22 protein-coding genes are annotated in these 21,198 nt (G+C 71.0%); 8 read left to right on the forward strand and 14 right to left on the reverse strand.

Features of this window, described 5'->3' with window-relative positions; genetic code table 11:
• Positions 1 to 82 precede the first annotated feature (82 nt).
• Positions 83 to 253 (forward strand): hydrophobic protein, encoded by a 171-nt coding sequence (locus OHS71_RS22155; RefSeq protein ID WP_328481100.1) that lies wholly within the window; start codon positions 83 to 85, stop codon positions 251 to 253.
• Positions 254 to 345: 92 nt separating this feature from the next.
• Here OHS71_RS22155 and OHS71_RS22160 read toward each other — a convergent pair whose 3' ends face one another.
• Positions 346 to 600 (reverse strand): DUF397 domain-containing protein, encoded by a 255-nt coding sequence (locus tag OHS71_RS22160; protein WP_328481101.1) that lies wholly within the window; start codon positions 598 to 600, stop codon positions 346 to 348.
• 224 nt (positions 601 to 824) lie between these two features.
• Here OHS71_RS22160 and OHS71_RS22165 point away from each other — a divergent pair, with 224 nt between their 5' ends.
• The 3 genes from OHS71_RS22165 (at position 825) to OHS71_RS22175 (ending at position 3,662) form a co-directional block, all read left to right on the forward strand.
• Positions 825 to 1,571 (forward strand): trypsin-like serine peptidase, encoded by a 747-nt coding sequence (locus tag OHS71_RS22165; RefSeq protein ID WP_328481102.1) that lies wholly within the window; start codon positions 825 to 827, stop codon positions 1,569 to 1,571.
• Between the two features lie 204 nt (positions 1,572 to 1,775).
• Complete coding sequence (locus OHS71_RS22170) at positions 1,776 to 2,783, forward strand: C40 family peptidase (RefSeq protein ID WP_328484591.1); 1,008 nt, start codon at positions 1,776 to 1,778, stop codon at positions 2,781 to 2,783.
• 168 nt (positions 2,784 to 2,951) lie between these two features.
• Positions 2,952 to 3,662, forward strand: coding sequence for a phosphatase PAP2 family protein (locus tag OHS71_RS22175; protein WP_328481103.1), 711 nt, complete (start codon positions 2,952 to 2,954; stop codon positions 3,660 to 3,662).
• A gap of 71 nt (positions 3,663 to 3,733) precedes the next feature.
• Here the strand turns inward: OHS71_RS22175 and OHS71_RS22180 are convergent, their stop codons facing one another.
• Entirely contained in the window at positions 3,734 to 5,287 is a 1,554-nt protein-coding gene (locus OHS71_RS22180) for an FAD-binding oxidoreductase (protein WP_328481104.1), read from the reverse strand.
• 119 nt (positions 5,288 to 5,406) lie between these two features.
• Positions 5,407 to 5,577, reverse strand: a complete 171-nt coding sequence (locus tag OHS71_RS22185) for a hypothetical protein (RefSeq protein ID WP_328481105.1) — start codon at positions 5,575 to 5,577, stop codon at positions 5,407 to 5,409.
• A 144-nt stretch (positions 5,578 to 5,721) separates the two neighbouring features.
• Here OHS71_RS22185 and OHS71_RS22190 point away from each other — a divergent pair, with 144 nt between their 5' ends.
• Positions 5,722 to 6,555: a hypothetical protein gene (locus OHS71_RS22190; protein WP_328481106.1), complete on the forward strand. Its 834-nt coding sequence runs from the start codon at positions 5,722 to 5,724 to the stop codon at positions 6,553 to 6,555.
• Positions 6,556 to 6,683: 128 nt separating this feature from the next.
• Positions 6,684 to 6,914 (forward strand): hypothetical protein, encoded by a 231-nt coding sequence (locus OHS71_RS22195; RefSeq protein ID WP_328481107.1) that lies wholly within the window; start codon positions 6,684 to 6,686, stop codon positions 6,912 to 6,914.
• Here OHS71_RS22195 and OHS71_RS22200 read toward each other — a convergent pair.
• Positions 6,900 to 7,250: a metal-sensitive transcriptional regulator gene (locus OHS71_RS22200; RefSeq protein ID WP_328481108.1), complete on the reverse strand. Its 351-nt coding sequence runs from the start codon at positions 7,248 to 7,250 to the stop codon at positions 6,900 to 6,902. The genes OHS71_RS22195 and OHS71_RS22200 overlap by 15 nt on opposite strands.
• A 230-nt stretch (positions 7,251 to 7,480) precedes the next feature.
• On the opposite strand from OHS71_RS22200, the gene OHS71_RS22205 reads away from it, so the two are divergent.
• Together OHS71_RS22205 and OHS71_RS22210 are read left to right on the forward strand one after the other, a co-directional pair.
• A complete protein-coding gene (locus OHS71_RS22205; protein WP_057579445.1) occupies positions 7,481 to 8,101 on the forward strand; it encodes a DUF47 domain-containing protein in 621 nt (206 codons plus the stop codon).
• A gap of 7 nt (positions 8,102 to 8,108) precedes the next feature.
• Positions 8,109 to 9,107 carry an inorganic phosphate transporter gene (locus OHS71_RS22210; RefSeq protein WP_328481109.1) on the forward strand — a complete coding sequence of 333 codons (999 nt, stop codon included), beginning with the start codon at positions 8,109 to 8,111 and terminating at the stop codon, positions 9,105 to 9,107.
• A 346-nt stretch (positions 9,108 to 9,453) separates the two neighbouring features.
• Here the strand turns inward: OHS71_RS22210 and pstB are convergent, their stop codons facing one another.
• From pstB to OHS71_RS22260, 10 genes are all read right to left on the reverse strand, one after another.
• Positions 9,454 to 10,230 carry a phosphate ABC transporter ATP-binding protein PstB gene (gene pstB / locus OHS71_RS22215; protein WP_189921350.1) on the reverse strand — a complete coding sequence of 259 codons (777 nt, stop codon included), beginning with the start codon at positions 10,228 to 10,230 and terminating at the stop codon, positions 9,454 to 9,456.
• Between the two features lie 68 nt (positions 10,231 to 10,298).
• A complete protein-coding gene (pstA, locus tag OHS71_RS22220) occupies positions 10,299 to 11,363 on the reverse strand; it encodes a phosphate ABC transporter permease PstA (RefSeq protein ID WP_328481110.1) in 1,065 nt (354 codons plus the stop codon).
• Positions 11,360 to 12,388 (reverse strand): phosphate ABC transporter permease subunit PstC, encoded by a 1,029-nt coding sequence (gene pstC / locus OHS71_RS22225; RefSeq protein ID WP_328481111.1) that lies wholly within the window; start codon positions 12,386 to 12,388, stop codon positions 11,360 to 11,362. Before pstC ends, pstA begins: the two co-directional genes overlap by 4 nt.
• A gap of 140 nt (positions 12,389 to 12,528) precedes the next feature.
• Positions 12,529 to 13,656, reverse strand: a complete 1,128-nt coding sequence (gene pstS, locus OHS71_RS22230) for a phosphate ABC transporter substrate-binding protein PstS (RefSeq protein WP_328481112.1) — start codon at positions 13,654 to 13,656, stop codon at positions 12,529 to 12,531.
• 254 nt (positions 13,657 to 13,910) lie between these two features.
• Positions 13,911 to 14,432 (reverse strand): NUDIX hydrolase, encoded by a 522-nt coding sequence (locus OHS71_RS22235; protein ID WP_443047004.1) that lies wholly within the window; start codon positions 14,430 to 14,432, stop codon positions 13,911 to 13,913.
• Between the two features lie 23 nt (positions 14,433 to 14,455).
• Positions 14,456 to 15,577, reverse strand: coding sequence for a CHAD domain-containing protein (locus OHS71_RS22240; protein ID WP_328481113.1), 1,122 nt, complete (start codon positions 15,575 to 15,577; stop codon positions 14,456 to 14,458).
• A complete protein-coding gene (locus OHS71_RS22245; protein WP_443047005.1) occupies positions 15,558 to 17,915 on the reverse strand; it encodes an RNA degradosome polyphosphate kinase in 2,358 nt (785 codons plus the stop codon). The genes OHS71_RS22240 and OHS71_RS22245 overlap by 20 nt, the downstream gene beginning before the upstream one ends.
• A gap of 184 nt (positions 17,916 to 18,099) precedes the next feature.
• Positions 18,100 to 19,107: a hypothetical protein gene (locus OHS71_RS22250; RefSeq protein ID WP_328481115.1), complete on the reverse strand. Its 1,008-nt coding sequence runs from the start codon at positions 19,105 to 19,107 to the stop codon at positions 18,100 to 18,102.
• Complete coding sequence (locus OHS71_RS22255) at positions 19,104 to 20,141, reverse strand: ABC transporter permease (RefSeq protein WP_328481116.1); 1,038 nt, start codon at positions 20,139 to 20,141, stop codon at positions 19,104 to 19,106. The genes OHS71_RS22250 and OHS71_RS22255 overlap by 4 nt, the downstream gene beginning before the upstream one ends.
• The gene (locus OHS71_RS22260; protein WP_328481117.1) at positions 20,138 to 21,079 is read right to left on the reverse strand and encodes an ABC transporter ATP-binding protein; all 942 of its coding nucleotides are present in this window, start codon (positions 21,077 to 21,079) and stop codon (positions 20,138 to 20,140) included. The genes OHS71_RS22255 and OHS71_RS22260 overlap by 4 nt, the downstream gene beginning before the upstream one ends.
• Positions 21,080 to 21,198: the final 119 nt, after the last annotated feature.

The following is a 21,198-nucleotide window of genomic DNA, read 5'->3' on the forward strand; positions in this document are numbered from 1 at the left end:
GCTTCGTCGACGACATGCGTCGGAAATTTGAAGGCGTGAAGGGAATTTCGTGGGGCACCTGAGTCAGCGGAGGTTGATAATCATGGTTCCCCTGCTTCTTGTTCTGCTTCTCGCGCTCATCCTTTTCGGTGCCGGATTCGCACTCAAGGCCCTGTGGTGGCTCGCCGTCATCGTCCTGGTGGTATGGCTGGTGGGCTTTGTGGCGCGGCCTGCCGGGCACGGTGGCCGCAAGGGCCGCTGGTACCGCTGGTAGCGGATTCCGGGAATTCCGTGGATTCCGCGAAATCCGGCTGAGGGAAGGGCCCCGTCGACGATTGCCGACGGGGCCCTTCCCTGTGTCGCGACTCATTCGGGCCGGTCGAATTCCGGTAGGCCTTCGACGAAATGGTCGAATTCACCCGCCTGTACGCCCCGTACGAACGCGTCCCACTTTCTGCGGTTCGTCGTGACGACGGTCTCCGGGGCGCTGGTCTCCCGCAGATAGACGGGAGCCTCGCCGTCGTCCCCCTCGCCGAAGGCGATCTCGATCCAGGGGCCGGGGCCGGTCGCGTCCGGCGGGGCGGCACGGGTCCAGGTGAGGCCGGAGGGGATGTCAGCCACGGGGAAAGTCCTCCTCGAGGTCGGTGAACCTGCGGGAACGCGTCCGGGCCGCCGCCCGTGGGCGGCGCCGGGTCTGCGGTCGGTACGGGCATGCGGGGCGGGCCGTGGGGTATCCGGGCCTGGTGGGAAGACTGGAAAGGTGGCGTGGGTGGAGTGCGGGTAGCGTCGGAAGGGAAGGTACGCGTCTGACGTTTCTCTCACCCTCGTGGGACACAGTGAACCCGATGAAGCGAAACGCCCTGCTCGGAGCGGTCGTGATGCTGGCTGTCACCTCCGCCTCCGAAGCGGCGGCCGACGGCGGGCCCGGACCCCTCGGGGTGACGGCCGTCGCTGCGGCGACGGCGCAGACCGCCCGGGTCGGCGCGCTGTTCGCCGCCGCCGACGCCGACGCCGGCAGACTCGCCGGTACGCACGTCTGCACCGCCTCCGTGGTGCACAGCCCGCACCGCGACCTCATAGCCACCGCGGCGCACTGTCTCGGCGGGGCGGGCGAGCTCTCCTTCGTCCCCGGCTACCGGGACGGCGAAGCCCCCTACGGCAGCTGGCGGGTCGAGCGGGTCTTCCTGCCCGACGGATGGGCGCAGGGACAGGACGAGGACAGTGACGTGGCGTTCGCCGTCCTCGACGATCGGGACGGGGAGGGCGTCGAGGACGTGGTCGGCGGCAACCGGTTCGCGACGCGTACCACCACGGGGGCGACCGCCGTGACCGTCACCGGCTACCCCGACGAGCTCGAGGTCCCGATCCGCTGCACGAACCGGCCCGCCGCGCACAACGCCACCCAGCAGCGCATCGACTGCCCCGACTTCACCGGCGGGACCAGCGGAAGCCCCTGGGTGAACGGCGACGGCGACGTGGTCGGCGTCCTCGGCGGGCATGAGCAGGGCGGGGCGACGGCCGACACCTCGTACAGCGTGGTCCTCGGGTCGGAGGCCGCAGAGCTGTACCGCGAGGCGGCCTCCGACTCCTAGGCAGTCCTCCGACGCCCCGTCATGACCGGATGAGGTGCCCTCTTCGGCGTGGAACCCCCTTGCGCGGGCGGCGAGTCGGGGTGGTGCGGCTGCCGGGCGGGACACTGGGGCGCGACGTGCGGTTTCTCCTTGTTCGTGATCACCCCGGAGGGCTGGAGCCGCCTCTACACTGTCGGGGGCGGACTCCTGGGCGGTGAGGGGCGGTTGACGGTGCGTAAGGCATGGATCGTGGCCACCGCTGCCGTCGGTGCCGGCGCCGCCTTCATGATGGCGCTCGTCGTCGGGGTGTACCTCATCGGCGGCAACGTGGCGGGCGGGGTGGGCGGAGCCGGCAAGGCGCTCGCCAAGGGCGCCGTGCCCGCCGCCTACCAGACGCTCGTGCAGAAGTGGGGCAATCTGTGCCCCGCCATCAATCCCGCGCTGCTCGCCGCCCAGCTCTACCAGGAGAGCGGCTTCAACCCCAGGGCGCAGAGCGCCGCAGCCGCGCAGGGGATAGCGCAGTTCATCCCCGGAACCTGGGCCACGCACGGCATCGACGGCGACGGCGACGGCGATCGCGACGTCTGGGACCCGAATGACGCGATTCCGTCGGCCGCCACGTACGACTGCCAGCTCGCCTCGTACGTGAAGGACGTCCCCGGGGACATCACGCGGAACATGCTCGCCTCGTACAACGCGGGGGCCTACGCGGTCATCAAGTACGGGGGCGTACCGCCGTACAAGGAGACCCAGAACTACGTGAAGATCATCACGACTCTGGAGGAATCCTTCGCCGCGCCCGTCAGCCGGGTGGATCCCTCGCAGCAGGCCGCGGGAGCCATCTACTACGCGCAGAAGAAGCTCGGGACGCCCTATCTGTGGGGTGGCAACGGCACGGCTGACCAGGGCGGACGGTTCGACTGCTCCGGGTTGACCAAGGCCTCCTACGAGAGCGTCGGGATCACCCTGCCCCGGGTCGCCAACGACCAGTACAACGCCGGCCCGCATCCCAAGCGGAGCGAGCTGCTGCCGGGAGACCTGGTGTTCTTCTCCACCGATCCGGGCAACTCGCGGGCGATCCACCACGTGGGGATCTACGTGGGGGGCGGATACATGATCGACGCGCCCTACACGGGGGCCGTCATCCGGTTCGACCCCATCGACACCGCCGAGTACTTCGGGGCGACCCGCGTCACCGAAGATGGCGCGAAAGCGCTCCCCACGACCGTCTGACGCCTGCCCGCACCCGGCCCCTGAGCTGCGCGGATCTGTCTCTCTTCGATAACGTCTGAGTGATCATTCAGTGGAGAGTGGAACGTATCAACCGGGGCCGTGCGTTCCTGTTGGAGCGGGCGCATGTGAGGTGTGCCGAGCAGAACCAGACGAAGGGGCCGCAGCACCATGGCTGGACTCGCCGAATCCGGGTCGAACCCCGACGTCGACCTGCTCTATGACATCAACGGGCTGGCCAAGGACGCCCCGCACTGGCTCGACCGGATCGTCGAGTTCGTCGGCGAGTACGGGCTGCTGCTCGCCATGGTGCTGCTCATCGTGTGGTGCTGGTGGGGCGTCCGGCGGCGGCCCGGCGGGGCCGAGGAGGCCGCGTCCTCCGTCGCCGCGCTGATCTGGGCGCCGCTCGCCGCCGCGGTCGCCGTCCTGGTGAACGTGCCCATACGGGGGTTCGTGGAACGGCCCCGGCCCTTCCGTGACCACCAGGGGCTGGAGGTGCTGGTCTCCGGCAAGACCGACTACTCCTTCGTGAGCGACCACGCCACCCTCACCATGGCCATGGCCGTCGGGCTGTTCGTCGCCAACCGAAGGTTCGGGCTCGTCGGGATAGGGATCGCCCTGCTCGAGGGGTTCTGCCGGATCTACATGGGTGTGCACTATCCGACGGACGTCGTCGGCGGGTTCGCGCTCGGGACCGCCGTCGCGCTGCTGCTGTCGCCCATCGCCTCCATGCTGCTCACCCCCGTGCTGAAGGCCGTCGACCGGTCGCCGCGTGCGGGATGGCTCGTGCGCGGCCGGGCCGCCCGGGTCGGGGAACGGGACGCCTTCATGACCGGAGCGCGCGTCGAGGCCACCGCCGAGGAGCGGGACCTCGCGGCCTAGTGCCCTGTCAGGCCGCACGCCTGAGGGAGCGGGACCTCGCGGCCCGGCTCCCTGCCGGGACCGACGGGGCGTCAGAGGGCTTGGGGGTAGCTGAAGAAGCCGTTCGGGTCGTACTGCTTCTTCAGCTGGGTCAGACGGGGGAGCGCCGCTCCGTAGTACGCCTTGCGCCAGTTCGTGAGGGTCGGGTCGGCGTAGTTCTGGTAGGCGGCGCCCGAGGCGTACGGGGCCATCGCCTTGTGGGCCGTGTTCAGCCAGGACTGGGCCGCGGTCCCCGTCGTGCCCGCCCGCCAGGACGCGATGTACTGCGCCAGCATGCGTGAGCGGCGGTGCACGAACGCCGTGGCCGTGGGGGACACCCGGTTCACCGCGCCGCCCAGCGCCGTCAGCGCGATGCTGCCCGAGCCGCCCTGGACCGACTTCATCTGCTTCAGCAGGGTCTGGATGCCCGCGGCCGAGAGCGAGACGTCGAAGAAGTCCGAGCGGGCCGCGTACGTCTCGCGGCCGAGCGCGCCCTGCGGGGAGCGGCCGGGCGTGGTGCCCGGCAGGTGGCACTGGGCGTCGGAGGTGAAGGACGAGCAGCCTGCGTAGATCTCCATCGCCGCCTCGTACGTACGGCGGCGCAGCGAGACGTTCGTCGCGGGGGCGCCGACGCGGTCCGCGAGGCGGTCCACCGCGTTCTGGAGCTGGCCGTACGTGCCGATGCAGAACGCGGCGACCGAGACGGTGGGAGTGCCGCCCGTCGCGTTCGACACGTGCAGGGAGGACCAGATCTCGTCGGGCTGGGACGGGCCCCATTCCTGCCAGGCCTTCACCACCGCCGCCGCCCTCGACCAGGGCCAGGTGAGGTAGCCCGTCACCGCCTGGGGCGCGGGGTGCGTCCTGAACTCCAGCTCCGTGACGACGCCGAAGTTGCCGTTGCCCGCCCCGCGCAGGGCCCAGAACAGGTCCTTGTTCGTTGTCGCGTCGGCGGTGAGCTGCTTGCCGTCGGCGGTGATGAGCGTGGCCCGGGTGAGGCTGTCGCAGGTCAGGCCGTAGGCGCGGGAGACGACGCCGTGGCCGCCGCCCAGCACCAGGCCGGAGACACCGACCGTGGGGCAGGAGCCCGCCGGGATCGTCACGCCCTTCGCGGCGAGCGCCCGGTAGACGTCGATCAGCTTCGAGCCCGCGCCGACCACCGCCGAGGAGCCGCTCGCCCGGACCCGGTTCAGCTTGGAGACGTCGATGATCAGCCGGCCGTCGCCCGAGGACCAGCCGCCGTAGGAGTGGCCGCCGTTGCGGATCGCGGCCTTGATCCGGTGGGCGCGGGCGTACGCCAGTACCGTGCGGATGTCGTCGGCGTGGGCCACGTAGGCCACCGCCGCCGGCTTGAGGTTGTCGAAGCGGGTGTTGTAGAGCTGACGGGCCGCGGCCCAGGAGGCCTCGCCGGGGCGGACCAGGGCGCCGTCCAGGCCGCGGGCGAGCGCGGCCCAGTTGGCGGGGGCGGCGACGCTGGTCGTGGTCAGGGGGACCTTGCTGTCCCCGGTGGCCGAGGCGGAGGCGCCCGCGCTGCCGTTGGTCGCCTTGCATGCGGTCGCTGCCGCCGCGACCGCGGCCGCGCCACCCGCCATGAACGTACGCCGTTCCATGTTCTTGCGCCTTCCCTCGGCCGCCTGCCGGATTCGCACGGCTTCATGCAACGAGACGTGGCCATGGGACCCCGGGTTCCTGCGGTGGGGGGCGGTGACGCAACGGTGACGTCCGCCGGTCAGCCGCCGGTGTGGCGGTCCGCGTCCGTTCTCGCCATGCTTCTCGCCCTGCGGGCCGGGCCGCGCCAGCCGCAGGTGCAGCGGGCCAGGCAGAACCTGCCCTGTTCGACGGTCGTCGTGGTGTGTTCCCCCTCGGTGCGGGGGCGGGCCTCGCCGTCCTGCTGCGTCACACTGACAACGTTACCCAGGTTCGGCGAAAGGACCCGTACAGCGGTCGCAAGCCTTCGGCCCAGCGTGACGGGGGCACTTACCCGTCGTTAACCGGAACGAACAGGGGTCCCGTGACGGACGTACCGGTTGGGGGTGCACAGGCCATGGCGGAACGGCAGCACGGGCTGGTGGGTGCGGGGGTCCTGGCGGGGCTCGTGGCGGGGCTCTGCGCGGGAGCCGCCGGATGTACCGGAGGAGGGGCCGCCGCGGAGGACGGCCGTGCGGCCGACCCGGTCGCCACGCTGCACCGGGCCGCCGACGCCCTCGTGGACGCGGGCACGTCCAAGGCGCGTACGTCGATGGAGATGGCCACCGGCGGGACCCGGGTGACCATCCGCGGCCAGGGCGTGTACGACTACCGCAGACAGCTCGGCGAGCTGAAGGTGCTGCTGCCGCAGGATCCGGCCGGAACCAGCGAGCACCGCCCCATCACCGAACTCCTAGCGCCGGGAGCCCTGTTCATGAAGAACCGGGACGGGGTGCCCGACGACAAGTGGGTGCGGGTGGACACGGCGGCCCTGTCCGACGGGAACCTCGTGACCGGCGGCGCCACCGATCCCTTCGCCGCCGCCGAGGTGCTGCGCGGGACGCGTACGGCGAGGTACGTGGGGAGGACCGAGGTGGCCGGGACGGCGGTGCGGCACTACCGCGGGACCGCCGATCTGGCGGTGGCCGCCCGGAACGCGTCGGTGGGCGGGCGGGACGCGCTGCGGGCGGCGGCGAAGGGGTTCGCCACGGCGCGGGTGCCGTTCGACGTCTACCTCGACGACCAGGGGCGCGTCCGCAAGGTCAGGCACCGGTTCAGTTTCGTGAACGGGCAGCGCAAGGAGGCCGTCGCGGTGGCCTCGACGACCTTGTTGTACGACTTCGGGGCGCCCGTCGAGGTGCGGCTGCCAGCCGCCCGGGACATCTACGCGGGGCGGATCGCGGAGGAGTAGCGAGTGCGCGGCGGACGGGGCGAGTGTTTTCGGCCACAGGGTGGGCACAAGGACTAGCCCGTCCGTGCCATGCGCGCGGTGTATAGCGCTCCCTACTCTAGGAAGCCGGTGACGGCAGAGACGAGGTGATGCGCGTGGCTCCGGGCGGCGGTACGGCAGTTCAGGACCACGTGGCCCTCGCCGAGATCGAGCTGTGCGGGGAGCTGATCATCGCCGCGTCGGCCGCCGGGGAGGAACGGCTCAGCCTCGAGCGCATCGATCTGGTGCTGCGGGTGGGGGAGGATTCCGCGGAGACGTCGGGGCCTGGGGCCGGTTCCGGGGCAGGACCGGATGCGGATCGCGGGTCAGGTACGCAGTAGGCGGCCGATGGCCTTCGTCGCTTCTTCCACCTTCGCGTCGATCTCGTCGCCCCCCCGGAGAGCGGCGTCGGCGACGCAGTGGCGCAGGTGCTCCTCCAGCAGTTGCAGCGCGAACGACTGCAGGGCCTTGGTGGAGGCGGACACCTGGGTGAGTATGTCGATGCAGTAGGTGTCCTCGTCGACCATGCGCTGGAGGCCGCGGATCTGGCCCTCGATCCGGCGCAGGCGCTTGAGGTGCTCGTCCTTCTGCTTGTGGTAGCCGTGGACCGCTCCGGGCGCGTGCTCCGGATCGGCCGCGGTCTCGGCTGCGGGTCCGCCGGTCTCGGTGGTCGTCATCGTGTCCTCCAGCGCTCCGGCTCCGCACCTATACCCCTACTGGGTATATCGTACCGAACTTCGACGGGTATACGGCCCGAGCAGGGACTTCGCCGGTCACCCCGTGTCCGGCCGCCCCCCTCCCGGTCGTCCTGCCCCATGGGCGACACTGGGGGACGGCCCGTTAGCCGTGGCCGGATGATGCGCCTAGCATCAGCCTGACCGAAACCGATGCATCCTGAGGACCCCACGTGCGCTTTCGTCTGACCCCCAGGGAGACGAGCTTCTACGACATGTTCGCCGCATCCGCGGACAACATCGTCACGGGCTCGAAACTCCTGATGGAACTGCTCGGGGCGGACCCCGCCGGCCGGGCCGAGATCGCAGAGCGTATGCGGGCCGCGGAACACGCAGGTGACGACGCCACGCATGCGATCTTCCACCAGCTGAACTCCTCGTTCATCACGCCCTTCGACCGCGAGGACATCTACAACCTCGCGTCCTCCCTCGACGACATCATGGACTTCATGGAGGAGGCCGTCGACCTGGTCGTCCTCTACAACGTGGAGGAACTGCCCAAGGGCGTCGAGCAGCAGATCGAGGTGCTGGCGCGCGCGGCGGAGCTGACGGCCGAGGCCATGCCGAACCTGCGGACCATGGAGAACCTCACCGAGTACTGGATCGAGGTCAACCGGCTCGAGAACCAGGCCGACCAGATCCACCGCAAGCTGCTCGCGCATCTCTTCAACGGCAAGTACGAGGCCATCGAGGTGCTCAAGCTGAAGCAGATCGTGGATGTGCTGGAGGAGGCCGCCGACGCCTTCGAGCACGTGGCCAACACGGTGGAGACCATCGCGGTCAAGGAGTCCTGAACCTTTCATGGACACCTTCGCTCTGATTGTGACCATCGGTGTCGCACTCGGATTCACTTACACGAACGGTTTTCACGACTCCGCGAACGCTATTGCCACGTCCGTTTCGACCCGGGCGCTGACGCCTCGGGCGGCACTGGCCATGGCCGCGGTGATGAACCTCGCCGGCGCGTTCCTCGGGAGCGGGGTCGCGCACACCGTCAGCAAGGGTCTGATCGAGACGCCCGACGGGTCGAAGGGGATGGGCATCCTGTTCGCCGCGCTGGTCGGGGCGATCGTCTGGAACCTCGTCACCTGGTACTTCGGGCTGCCTTCGTCGTCCTCGCACGCGCTGTTCGGCGGCATGGTGGGCGCCGCGCTCGCCGGTGGTACGGAGGTCATCTGGTCCGGCGTGCTCGACAAGGTCGTCATCCCGATGTTCCTCTCGCCGGTGGTGGGACTCATCGTCGGATATCTGGTCATGACGGCCATTCTCTGGATGTTCCGCCGGGCCAATCCGCACAAGGCCAAGCGGGGTTTCCGGATCGCCCAGACCGTGTCGGCCGCGGGTATGGCGCTGGGGCACGGCCTCCAGGACGCCCAGAAGACGATGGGCATCGTGGTGATGGCGCTCGTCATCGGCGATGTGCAGGGAGCCGACGATCCGATCCCGGTGTGGGTGAAGATCGCTTGCGCGGTGATGCTGTCGCTGGGCACGTATGCCGGTGGGTGGCGCATCATGCGGACCCTCGGGCGGAAGATCATCGAGCTTGATCCGCCGCAGGGGTTCGCCGCGGAGACGACCGGGGCGTCGATCATGTTCACCACGGCGTTCCTGTTCAAGGCGCCGATCTCCACGACGCATGTGATCACCTCGGCGATCATGGGTGTCGGGGCGACCAAGCGGATCAATGCCGTGCGGTGGGGGGTGGCCAAGAACATCGTCCTCGGCTGGTTCATCACGATGCCTGCGGCGGGGCTTGTCGCTGCGTGCGCGTTCTGGATCGTGGATCTGGCGTTTCTGTAGGGGGCCTGCCCACCCACCGGCCCGGCGCGGTGGGATGGAAGGCCCCCGCCGCGGGGCTCCGCCCCGGACCCCTGCGGGGGCTCCGCCTCCTGCACCTCGAGTGGTTTTCTCCCTGCACCCCGAGTGGTTTCCCCTCGGCACCCCGAGTGGTTTCCCCTCGGCACCCCGAGTGGTTTCCCCTCGGCACCCCCGTCTTCGCCCTGGCCGACCGGCCGAGGCAACACCTGGGCCCGCCCTCCGAGCCGGAGGGCGGGCCCTTTGTGTCCTCGCGGTGGCACCGCCATGCAGCACCGCGAGGGGTTTGTGGGGAGGCGGCCGGAGCGGGCCCGCCCGGGGGTGGGTCGGTTCAGCCGAAGCGGCCTGAGATGTAGTCCTCCGTGGCCTGGACCGACGGGTTGGAGAAGATGCGTTCCGTGTCGTCGATCTCGATCAGCTTGCCGGGCTGGCCGACGGCGGACAGGTTGAAGAAGGCCGTGCGGTCGGAGACGCGCGCCGCCTGCTGCATGTTGTGCGTCACGATGACGATCGTGAAGCGTTCCTTGAGCTCGCCGATCAGGTCCTCGATCGCCAGGGTGGAGATGGGGTCGAGAGCCGAGCACGGCTCGTCCATCAGCAGGACCTTCGGTTCCACCGCGATGGCGCGGGCGATGCACAGACGCTGCTGCTGGCCGCCCGAGAGGCCCGAGCCGGGCTTGTTGAGTCGGTCCTTGACCTCGTTCCAGAGGTTCGCGCCCTGGAGGGACTTCTCGACGACGTCCGCCAGTTCGCTCTTCTTGTAGGAGCCGTTGAGGCGCAGGCCCGCCGCCACGTTGTCGAAGATCGACATGGTGGGGAACGGGTTCGGGCGCTGGAAGACCATGCCGACCTCGCGGCGGACCGAGACGGGGTCCACGCCGGCGGCGTACAGGTCCTCGTCGTCCAGGAGCACCTTGCCCTCGACCCGGCCGCCCGACGTCACCTCGTGCATACGGTTCAGCGTGCGCAGGAACGTGGACTTGCCGCAGCCCGAGGGGCCGATGAAGGCCGTCACCGAGCGCGGTTCGACCGTCATCGAGATGTCGTCGATCGCCTTGTGGGATCCGTAGTAGGCGGTCAGTCCGCTTACGTCGATTCGCTTCGCCATTTTTTTCTACTTCACTTCCAGTCGGTCGCTGAGGGGGTCCCGTGCGGCTCCAGCCGCGGATCGCTGATTCAGCGACCGGTCTTCGGGGCCTTCCAGCGGGCGATGCCGCGGGCCACCAGGTTCAGGATCATCACGAAGGCGATCAGCGTGAGCGACGCGGCCCAGGCACGGTCGTAGGCCGCCGTCGAGCCCGCGCTCTGCGAGTACTGCTGGTAGATGTACAGCGGGAGCGAGGCCTGCGCACCCTCGAAGGGGTTCGCGTTGATGAACGGGTTGCCGAAGACGAGCAGGAGGACCGGCGCCGTCTCGCCCGCGATACGGGCGATCGCCAGCATCACGCCCGTGATGATGCCTCCGATCGAGGTCGGGACTACCACCTTCAGGATCGTGCGCCACTTCGGGACGCCGAGAGCGAGCGACGCCTCGCGCAGCTCGTTCGGGACCAGCTTCAGCATTTCCTCTGTCGAGCGTACGACGACCGGCATCATCAGGATCGCCAGGGCGAGGGAGCCCGCGAACCCGAAGGGCTGCATGTCGAACATCAGCATCAGGCTGAGGATGAACAGACCCGCGACGATCGACGGGATGCCCGTCATGACGTCCACGAAGAACGTGACGGACTTCGCCAGGGCGCCCCGGCCGTATTCGACCAGGTAGATCGCCGTCAGGATGCCGATCGGGGCGCCGATCGCGGTCGCCAGGCCCACCTGCTCCAGGCTGCCGAGGATCGCGTGGTAGATGCCGCCGCCCGGCTCGCTGTCCGCGACCACGCCCATGGAGTGGGTGAGGAAGTAGACGTCCAGGACCTTCACACCGCGCTGGATCGTCGTCCAGAGGAGGGAGACCAGCGGGACCACGGCCAGGAGGAACGCCACCCAGACCAGGCCGGTCGCCACCCGGTCCTTCGCCTGGCGGCGGCCCTCCACCTTCGCGGCGATGCCGAAGGTGCCGAGGATGAAGAGGAGGCCGGCGATCAGGCCCCACTGGACCTTGCTGTCGAGGCCGCCGGCGAGACCGATGGCGACGGCGAGGACGAGCGAGCCGCCCGCGATGGCCCAGGGGGACCACCTCGGCAGGCTGGCCGCGCGGAGCGTGCTCGGGGCCTTGTCGGCTACTGCTGCTGCGTGGCTCATGCGTTGGCCCCCGAGTACTCACTGCGGCGGGCGATGATCATGCGTGCCGCGCCGTTGACCAGCAGGGTGATGACGAACAGGACCAGACCGGAGGCGATGAGCGCGTCACGGCCGAACTCCGTCGCCTCGTTGAACTTGCTGGCGATGTTCTGGGCGAAGGTGCCGCCGCCGGGGTTGAGGAGGCTGGCGTGGATGTCGAAGTCGGGGGAGAGGACCGTGGCCACGGCCATCGTCTCGCCGAGTGCGCGGCCGAGGCCCAGCATCGAGGCCGAGATCACTCCGGAGCGGCCGAAGGGGAGCACCGACATGCGGATGACCTCCCAGCGGGTGGCGCCGAGCGCCAGGGCCGCCTCCTCGTGCATCTGCGGGACCTGGCGGAAGACCTCGCGGCTGACGTTGGTGATGACCGGGAGGATCATCACGGCCAGCAGGATGCCCACCGTGAGCATCGAGCGCGGGGCGCCGTCGTCCCAGGAGAAGACGCCGGTCCAGCCGAGGTATTCGTCCAGCCAGCCGAACAGGCCGGTCATGTGCGGTACGAGGACCAGGGCGCCCCAGAGGCCGTACACGATGGACGGTACGGCGGCGAGGAGGTCGATCACGTACGCGACGGGCCCGCTCATGCGGCGCGGGGCGTAGTGGGTGATGAACAGGGCGATCGCGACGGCGATCGGGACCGCGATGACCATCGCGATGACCGACGAGACCACCGTGCCGAAGGCCAGGACCGCGATGCCGAACTTCGGCGGGACGAGGCTGGTGTTCCACTCGAACGCGGTCAGGAAGTTGGCGTCGTCCTTGCTGATGGCGAGGCTCGCCCGATAGGTGAGGAAGACCGCGATCGCAGCCATGATCACCAACAGGAAGATGCCCGAGCCGCGGGAGAGACCGAGGAAGATCCGGTCACCGGGTCGGGTGGCGCCGCGTGCCGCGCGCTTCTGCTCGGCCGTCTCCGGCGGCGGGGTCGCGGGGCTCGTGGGGGGAGGGGTGTCGTCCCTGGCTGTGTTCTGTGTCGATATGTCCATGGAGGTCTCCGGTCTGCGGAGCCGCCTGCGGTGTGGGGGCGGCTCGGGTGGGGCCGGGTTGCGGGCGGCCCCTGGCGGCGGTGCACCGGACGGGTGCGGTCCGGACCGGGTCTCCCCGGCGCCGGACCGCACCGCTCAGATCAGCTCAGGCCCTCGATGGTGGTGCGGACCTTGGAGATGATGGCGTCGGGGATCGGCGCGTAGTCGATGCCCGAGAGGATGCCCTGCCCGTCCTCGCTGGCGATGTAGCGCAGGAACGCCTTGGTGGCCGGCAGGGTGGCGGCCTTGTTGCCCTTGTCGCAGGCGATCTCGTAGGTGACCAGGGTGAGCGGGTAGGCGCCCTCGGCCTTGGTGTTGTAGTCGAGCTTCAGCGACAGGTCGCTGCCGGTGCCGACGACCTGCGCGGCGGCGACGGCCTTGGTGGCGCCGTCGGAGGAGGGCTTGACCGGGGCCGCGGCGCCCGTGTTGACGGCGACGGTGCCGAGGCCGTCCTTCGCGTACGACAGCTCCATGTAGCCGATGGCGCCGTTGGTCTGCTTGACGCCCTGGGCGACACCGGAGGAGCCGGCCGCGGCCTGGCCGCCCTTGGCCTGCCAGGCCTTGCCGCCGGAGTACTTCCAGTTGTCCGGGGTGGCGGCGATCAGGTACTTGGTGAAGTTGTCCGTGGTGCCGGACTCGTCCGAGCGGTGGTACGGCTGGATCTTCAGGTCGGGCAGCTTCGCGCCGGGGTTGAGCTTGGCGATCGCGGCGTCGTTCCAGTTGGTGATCTTGCCGTCGAAGATCTTGGCGATCGTCGCGGCGTCGAGGACGAGGCTGTCCACGCCGGAGACGTTGAAGGCGACGGCGATCGGGCCGGCCACCATCGGCAGGTCGATGCCCTGGCCGCCGGTGCAGACCGACTTGGAGGCGGCGACGGCGTCGGGCTTCAGCGCGGAGTCCGAGCCGGCGAAGGCGACCTGGCCCTGGGTGAACGCGGTGACACCGGCGCCGGAGCCGGAACCCTTGTAGTTGACCTGGACGCCCGAGCAGGCCTGCGTGAAGTTCTTGACCCACGCGTCGATCGCGTTCTTCTGCGCGGAGGAGCCGTCGGCGAGGAGCTGGCCCTTGGCGTCGTCACACTTGATGGAGCCGGCGGCCGCGGTGGCGGAGGAGCTGCTGCCGCTGCTGGTGCCGGTGTCGTCGGAGCCGCACGCCGTGAGGGCCAGGGCGCCGGAGACGGCGAGAGCACCGAGGGAGAGAGCCCGCCGGTTCATGCGCTGAAGCTTCACTTGGGGAAGGTCCTTCCAGGAGCCGCCGTCCTGAATTCCGGCGGCGTGCGGAGTATGCAGAAGTCTGCTCGGCACGGACACGACCCCCCGGGTCGCGCATCGCACCGCGTAAGGCCGAAATTAGGCAGAACAGGTGAAGGCGCCTACGGGCGCGGGTGAACGGGGGGTGAACCCCTGGGGACGGTGCGGTTAGGTCACGGAACGCTCACGTCGAGGACACGGTGCGATTCCGGCGACCACCGGTGTGTCCCCCGTTATGCCAGGTGCAGGACGTGCAGCAGGGCGTCCACGAGGGTGCGGTCCCTCGGCTGGGTGAGCCGGTCGCGGGCGGCCGGCGGGGGAAGCCACAGGAGCCGGTCGACCTCGTCGTTCGGGGTGAACGACCCGGACACGGCCTCGGCCGCCCAGTAGCGGACCTCCTTGGGCCGCCCGTTCGCCTCGTAGTCCATGGTCGGCAGCCGGTCGCCGGGCGTTGCCCGGTGACCGGTCTCCTCCTCGACCTCACGCAGGGCGCCCGCGAGCGGGTCCTCGCCACGTTTCAGCTTGCCCTTGGGGTGCGACCAGTCGTCGTACTTGGGACGGTGGACGAGACAGAGCTCCAGCCCGCCGTCCGCCGGGGAGCGGCGCCACAGCACACAGCCGGCCGCCTGGACCGGGGTCTCGTCGGGGGACCCGTGGGTTTCACGGGTTTCTGCGGGGGTGTTGTCGGAGGGGTCGTCGTAGCTGCCGTAGGGGGTTCCTCCGGCCGTGCCCTCGGCGTTGTGCGCGGTGCTCATCCTGGTCCTCACCACCTGTTCGGTCAGGGTGCGGCGACGGTCTGCTTCTGCCACGAGCGCTGGAAGGCGTACCGGGCGGCCTCCACCTCGTGCCGCTGGTCCGCGTGCAGCACGCCCAGCGCGTACGCCGTCGCGGGCGCGATCCTGGGGGTGCGGGCCGCCTGGGCCGCGGCGGAGGACGCCTCCGAGGCGTCACGGTGCCGGTCGAGGGCCTCGCCCGCCGAGAGCAGGCGGATCTCCAGGGGGGTGCCCCGCCCGTGCACGACCTCGCAGGCGTACCGGTGCAGCCGCAGCAGCAGGCGGACCTGGTGCCAGGGTGCGTCCTGCGGGTGCGGGGCCGGGTCCGGGGAGAGGCCGTGGATCAGGGCCTCCGCGTTGTAGGGGCTGCCCGCGGTGACGAGCGGCAGCGCGGCGACCGCGTCGGCGAGGCGGTCCGCGGCCGCCATGGCGAGGGGCCGCAGGTCGGTGGCGGGGGCGGCGGCGGTCAGGGGGACCTCGCTGGCGAGGACGGCGACCTTGTCCGCGACGGCGTGGAAGCGGGAGGAGCCCAGGGCATGCAGAGCGGTGGAGTGGGCCCGGGTGCGGGCGAGGGTGAGCTGCCGGTCCAGGAGGGCGCCCGCCTTCGCCGCGCCCACGGTGAGATTGCCGCGGTCGGGGACCGCCGGGTGGGCGGCGGCGCGGGCGCCCCCGCCCGGGCCTGCCGGGCCGGCAGGCTGGGGCGGCACGGGCGCCGGGCCCGACAGCCGGTTCAGCGCCAGCAGCAGCCGCTCCAGACGGGCCCCGTACGCGTGCTCCAGGGCCAGCGTGCCCGACAGCCACGCCAGTTCGGGGCGGATGTCCTCCGACCACTCGGGCTCGAGCAGCGGACGGAAGGTGTGCAGGCTGCCGCTGATGCGGCGGGCCGAGCGGCGCAGGGCGCGCGCCGCGTCGAGGCGCGCCTGCGCGCTGCTCGCCGCGGCGCCTGCCGCCGAGGACCCTGCCGGGGCGCCCGCCGAGCCGTTCGACGCGGCGCCTCCCGTCTCCCGGTGCAGACGCAGCGCCCGGAGGAACTCCGTGGCCTGGCCCCGGAGGTAGCCCGCGAGGGCGTCCCCCGTGGTCAGGGGCCCGGCCGCGGGGTCCGTCAGGTCATGGTGTCGCTGTGCCACGCCGGCGCCTCCGCGCGTCTATGAGCATCTCCTGGACGTTGCGCAGGGGCGCGCCGTCCGCGTCGTGCGAGTGCCGGATCCACTCGCCGTCCGGGCCGAGGTGCCAGGAGGCCGTGGAGTCGGACATGCCTGTTTCCAGGAACCGGTTCAGGGTCGCCCGGTGGGCCGGGTCGGTGACCCTGACCAGGGCCTCGATACGGCGGTCGAGGTTGCGGTGCATCATGTCGGCGCTGCCGATCCACACCTCGGGCTCTCCGCCGTTGCCGAACCCGAAGACCCGGGAGTGCTCCAGGAAACGGCCGAGGATGGAGCGGACCCGGATGTTGTCGGACAGGCCCGGCACACCCGGGCGCACCGCGCAGATGCCGCGCACCCACACGTCGACCTGCACGCCCGCCTGGGACGCTCGGTAGAGGGAGTCGATCAGGGCCTCGTCGACGATCGAGTTGACCTTGATGCGGACGTGCGCGGGCCGTCCGGCGCGGTGGTGCTGGATCTCCTTGTCGATGCGGGCGATCAGCCCGTCCCGCAGGGACTTGGGGGCGACGAGGAGACGGCGGTAGGTCTCGCGGCGGGAGTAGCCGGAGAGCCGGTTGAAGAGGTCGGAGAGGTCCGCGCCGACCTGCGGGTCGGCGGTGAGCAGGCCCAGGTCCTCGTAGAGCCGGGCCGTCTTCGGGTGGTAGTTGCCGGTGCCGACGTGGCAGTAGCGCCGTAGCGTGTCGCCTTCCTGACGGACCACCAGCGACAGCTTGCAGTGCGTCTTGAGGCCGACGAGGCCGTAGACGACGTGGCAGCCGGCCTCCTCCAGCTTGCGCGCCCACTTGATGTTGGCGTGCTCGTCGAAGCGGGCCTTGATCTCGACGAGGACGAGGACCTGCTTGCCGGACTCGGCGGCCTCGATGAGCGCGTCGACTATCGGGGAGTCGCCCGAGGTCCGGTACAGGGTCTGCTTGATGGCGAGGACGTCCGGGTCCAGCGCCGCCTGCTCCAGGAACGCCTGCACGGACGTCGAGAAGGAGTCGTACGGGTGGTGCAGCAGGACGTCCCGGCTGCGCAGGGCCGCGAAGATGTCCGGCGGGGACGCCGACTCGACCTCGGCGAGATCGCGGTGGGTGCCGGCGATGAACTTCTTGTACTTCAGCTCGGGCCGGTCGAGGCCGCTGATGCGGAAGAGGCCGGTGAGGTCGAGGGGGCCCGGCAGCGGGTAGACCTCGGCCTCGCTGATCTTCAGCTCGCGCACCAGCAGGTCGAGCACCTCGCGGTCGATGGACTCCTCGACCTCCAGCCGCACCGGCGGCCCGAAGCGACGCCGCATGAGCTCCTTCTCCAGGGCCTGGAGCAGGTTCTCGGCGTCGTCCTCCTCGACCTCGAGGTCCTCGTTGCGGGTGAGCCGGAAGGCGTGGTGCTCCAGCACCTCCATGCCCGGGAACAGCTCCTCCAGGTGCGCGCCGATGACGTCCTCGATGGGGACGTAGCGGCCGGGGGAGCTCTCCAGGAAGCGGGACAGCAGCGGGGGCACCTTGACGCGTGCGAAGTGCTTGTGACCGCTGACCGGGTTGCGCACGACGACCGCGAGGTTCAGCGACAGACCCGAGATGTACGGGAAGGGGTGCGCGGGGTCCACGGCGAGGGGGGTGAGCACCGGGAAGATCTGGTGCCGGAAGAGCGTGAAGAGGCGCGCCTGCTCCTTCTCCGTCAGCTCGCTCCAGCGGACCAGGTGGATGCCCTCCTCCGCGAGGGCGGGCGCGATGTCCTCGTGGTAGGTCGCGGCGTGCCGTGCCATGAGTTCCCGCGAGCGGGCCCAGATCATCTCCAGCACCTCGCGCGGCTGGAGACCGGAGGCCGAGCGGGTGGCCACGCCGGTGGCGATACGGCGCTTCAGACCGGCCACCCGGACCATGAAGAACTCGTCCAGGTTGCTGGCGAAGATGGCGAGGAAGTTGGCCCGTTCGAGGAGAGGCGTGTTCGGGTCCTCGGCGAGCTCCAGGACGCGCTCGTTGAAGGCGAGCCAGCTGCGTTCCCGGTCCAGGAAACGGCCGTGCGGCAGCTGCGGGCCGTCGTACGGCGCCTCCTCGTACGTGTCGAGGTCGGCGTCGATGTCGGGCTCGAGATCGGAGACCACTGCGGCGACGGTGTGCGGGCGGTGCGCGGCGATGGAGCCCACGGAGGGCTGCGCGTGCTGGACCTCGGCCTGGGCGTCTGACTGGCTCATGTAGCCATTCTTCCGCGCCAGGAGCGTGACCGGCGCGTCGGAACGTGCGGGCGGGATCGCTGTGGAGTCTCCTCGGGGCCGATTTTCCCCGGGAGGCGGCGAAGGCTCGGGCACGGCGGGCTTCATTCGCCGAGGGTCGCAAGGTCGTCTGAACCGACGGTTACGGCGACATGGCGTGCGGGATATCGGGGGGCGGCTCGCGGGGGTGGCCCTTGGGCGGCTAGCGAGGTGGCGGACGGCCGGGAAACGCAAGAGCGCGTACGTCCCCTCCCCCGGTGGAGGGACGTACGCGCCCTTGGTCTTGCGGGTGTCAGGCGGTGCGGCGGCGCAGCAGCCGGAAGGCGGCGGCGGTCACGGCGGCCGTGACGGCGAGCACGACGCCGGTCTCCACGAGGTGGAGCGGCCAGTAGTGGGACTCGGGGTGGTAGGTGGTGTAGAAACCGGTGACGCCCAGGTCGTCGAAGCAGCCCCGCGTGTGGGCGGTCGAGCCGCCGTAGCACTGGGTGACGGGGAAGGACGGGACCTGGTGGCCGTGGACCAGGGCGCCGTTCTCCACCTCCCACGCGGACGTGGGGAGGGCGAGCTCCCCGTTCTGGCCGGTGGTGACGGTCACCGCGGGCCAGAAGGACGCGCGCACCTGTGCCACGGCGTAGCCGAGCAGCCCGGTCGCGACCACGGAGACCGCGAGGGCGGGCAGTGCGCGGCGTATCAGGAGCGCGGTGACGGCGCCGACGGCGAGGGCGCACAGGGCGTACGCGACGGTGGCCGGGCCGCGGGAGAGGTACGCGTCGTCGGACATCCAGCCGTGGTACTGCGGGTCCTGTTCGGCGCTCCAGGCCCAGCGGTACACGAGGACCAGGGCGGTGGCGCCGACGGTCACGACGAGCGCGGGGACGGCCAGCTTGGCGGCCAGCCAGCGGGTGGGGGAGACGCCCTGGGTCCAGGCGAAGCGCGCGGTGCCGCTCTCCAGCTCACGCCCGATCAGCGCGCCGCCCGCGTATGCGGCCACGGCGAGGAAGAGGTACGAGGTCAGGAGGCCTATCCAGCCGACCGTCACGCTGTGGCCGACCCAGACGATGGACCTGCTGCACAGGTCGGGACCCATACGGTCACAAACCTCCGCGGCAGCGCGCGCGTCCCTGCCGGCGGACTCGGTGGCCCACACCAGCCAGCCGCACAGGACCACCACGAGGCCGGCCCAGACGACGAGGGCGGCGCGGTGCACGCGCAGCACCGTGCGGGCGGTGCCCGGCGCATGGGGGCGCGGGCCGGGGCGGCCGACGGTGGACCTGGGGCTCGCATCGGCGACGGTCATCATGCGGTGGTCTCCTTGCCCGTGTCGCCCGCGCGCGGGACGGTGGCGGTCGAGCGCCTGAGCAGGACGAACGCGGCGGCGGCGAGGGCGGCGGCGACGGCCAGCACAAGTGCGGTCGTGGTCAGCTGGAGGGGCCAGTAGTGGGACTCGGGGTGATAGGTGGTGTAGAAGCCGGTGGCGTGGAGGTCGGCGTACACCGTTTCGCAGGCGGGGAGGAAGGCGGTCGGCCCGCAGCCGGGGTCGGCGATGTGCGCGCCGGTGGAGGTGACCAGGCCGGAGTCGACGCTCAGGCCCGAGCCCCGGTAACCCTCGGCGAGGCCGGTGACGCGGGTGACGGCCGGCCACAGGTGCGGCATGGCCAGGTCGGCCAGGAACCGCACGGCGGCGACGAAGCCGAGGGCGAGCGTGAGGGCGGGCAGCGTTCGGCGCAGCAGCAGGCCCGCGAGGGCGCCTCCGGCCAGGCCGGTCAGGGCGAAGGCGACCGTGGTGGGGCCGTTGGTGTGCAGGGTGAGGTTCTCGGACCAGCTCTTGGCGGTGTCGATCCGGCCGTCGCCCGCCGACCACATCAGGCGGTGCAGCGTGACCAGCAGGCCGGTGCCCGCGCCGACCAGGACCGTGGGCAGGGCCAGCTTGGCGGCGAGCCAGCGGGTCGGGGACAGGCCCTGCGTCCAGGTGAGCTGCGCGGTGCCGTGCTCCAGCTCCCGCCCGAAGAGGGAGGCGCCCGCCCAGGCGGCGACGAGGAACGGGAGCCCGGTCAGCGCGCCGGTCGCGTACATGTACACGCTCTTGTAGCGGACGATCGCGTTCTGGTCGTATGTGCAGGGGTCGCCGTCGGCGCATTCGGACCGGTACTGCCGCCAGGCCGCGGCCGCCGAGTCGGTCAGCGGACCCCACAGCCATATGAGGACGAGGGCGAGCACGGCGACGAGGCCGATCCACGCGTACAGCGCGGGCCGGTGCAGGCGGAACAGCCAGCGGACGCCGGGGCCGGCCGCCGGGGCCTTCGAGGCGGGCGGCGAGGGGGCGAGCGCGGTCATACGGCGGCCTCCTCGGGCTCGGCCGGGACGAGCGGGGCGGCCTGCGGGTTGCGCAGGTAGGCGAGGACGAGTTCCTCCAGGGAGGGCGCCGAGGTGCGCCAGTCCCCGGGGAGCCGGGCCGCGGGGCGCACCAGGGCGGTGAGCTGGCGGCCGGTGACCCGGGACTCGACGACCGTGTGCGGGGCCAGTTCCGGGGACGTGTGCGCACCGCCGCCCGGGGAGCCGTCCGCGGGGGCGGGCCGGGCGGAGTCCGCGAGGGTGCTCACGCGCGTGTGGGCGGCGAGCAGGTCGTCGATCTCACCGGCGAGGCGTACCCGGCCATCGCCGACCAGCAGCAGGTGGTCACAGGAGTCCTCCAGCTCGGCGACCACGTGCGACGACATCACGATCGTGGTGCCGTACTGCGCCGCGCGAGCCATCAGGGTGCCCATCAGCTCGTGCCGGGCCAGCGGATCCAGATCGGCGACCGGCTCGTCGAGCAGCAGCAGGTCGGGCCGTTTGGCGAGGGCCAGTGCGAGGGCGACCCTGGTGCGCTGGCCGCCGGAGAGGGAACGGATCTTCTTCCTGGGGTCGAGATCGCCCGCGGAAACGATCTGCTCGGCGGTCCGGGCGTCCCAGCGCCCGGGGTTGAGATCGGCGCCCACGAGCAGGGTCTCGGCGACGGACAACTGCGGGTACAGCGGCTTGTCCTGGGCGACGTAGGCGACACGCGCGCGTGCGGACGCGGGATCCGTTCCGAGGACGGTGACCCTGCCCTCCGTGGGGGCCAGCAGGCCCGCGGCGAGGGCGAGGAGCGTGGACTTGCCCGCGCCGTTGGGGCCGACCACGGCACAGACTCGCCCGGCGGGCAGGCGGAACGTGCAGTCGCGCAGCGCCCAGCCCCCGCGCCGGCCGAAGCGCTTGCCGAGCGCGGTTGCCGCCATGGCGGTGTCGGTCATGAAGGGTCTCCAGGTTTCATGTCGTGCCGGTCGGGCTGATCGTGTCGGCCGGCCCGGTCGGGCTGGTCGGGTCCGCCGCTTCGGTCGGGCTGGTCGGGTCCGCCGTGCCTGCCGTTCCG

Source organism: Streptomyces sp. NBC_00377 (genome assembly GCF_036075115.1).
GTDB lineage: Bacteria > Actinomycetota > Actinomycetes > Streptomycetales > Streptomycetaceae > Streptomyces.

Bases quoted from the DNA above. Each gene is read 5' to 3' on its own strand.
- OHS71_RS22155 (WP_328481100.1), top strand. From the start codon at position 83: ATGGTTCCCCTGCTTCTTGTTCTGCTTCTCGCGCTCATCCTTTTCGGT.
- OHS71_RS22165 (WP_328481102.1), top strand. From the start codon at position 825: ATGAAGCGAAACGCCCTGCTCGGAGCGGTCGTGATGCTGGCTGTCACC.
- OHS71_RS22175 (WP_328481103.1), top strand. From the start codon at position 2,952: ATGGCTGGACTCGCCGAATCCGGGTCGAACCCCGACGTCGACCTGCTC.
- OHS71_RS22180 (WP_328481104.1), bottom strand. From the start codon at position 5,287: ATGGAACGGCGTACGTTCATGGCGGGTGGCGCGGCCGCGGTCGCGGCG.
- OHS71_RS22190 (WP_328481106.1), top strand. From the start codon at position 5,722: ATGGCGGAACGGCAGCACGGGCTGGTGGGTGCGGGGGTCCTGGCGGGG.
- OHS71_RS22195 (WP_328481107.1), top strand. From the start codon at position 6,684: ATGCGCGTGGCTCCGGGCGGCGGTACGGCAGTTCAGGACCACGTGGCC.
- OHS71_RS22200 (WP_328481108.1), bottom strand. From the start codon at position 7,250: ATGACGACCACCGAGACCGGCGGACCCGCAGCCGAGACCGCGGCCGAT.
- OHS71_RS22210 (WP_328481109.1), top strand. From the start codon at position 8,109: ATGGACACCTTCGCTCTGATTGTGACCATCGGTGTCGCACTCGGATTC.
- pstB (WP_189921350.1), bottom strand. From the start codon at position 10,230: ATGGCGAAGCGAATCGACGTAAGCGGACTGACCGCCTACTACGGATCC.
- pstA (WP_328481110.1), bottom strand. From the start codon at position 11,363: ATGAGCCACGCAGCAGCAGTAGCCGACAAGGCCCCGAGCACGCTCCGC.
- pstC (WP_328481111.1), bottom strand. From the start codon at position 12,388: ATGGACATATCGACACAGAACACAGCCAGGGACGACACCCCTCCCCCC.
- OHS71_RS22235 (WP_443047004.1), bottom strand. From the start codon at position 14,432: ATGAGCACCGCGCACAACGCCGAGGGCACGGCCGGAGGAACCCCCTAC.
- OHS71_RS22245 (WP_443047005.1), bottom strand. From the start codon at position 17,915: ATGAAGCCCGCCGTGCCCGAGCCTTCGCCGCCTCCCGGGGAAAATCGG.
- OHS71_RS22250 (WP_328481115.1), bottom strand. From the start codon at position 19,107: ATGATGACCGTCGCCGATGCGAGCCCCAGGTCCACCGTCGGCCGCCCC.
- OHS71_RS22255 (WP_328481116.1), bottom strand. From the start codon at position 20,141: ATGACCGCGCTCGCCCCCTCGCCGCCCGCCTCGAAGGCCCCGGCGGCC.
- OHS71_RS22260 (WP_328481117.1), bottom strand. From the start codon at position 21,079: ATGACCGACACCGCCATGGCGGCAACCGCGCTCGGCAAGCGCTTCGGC.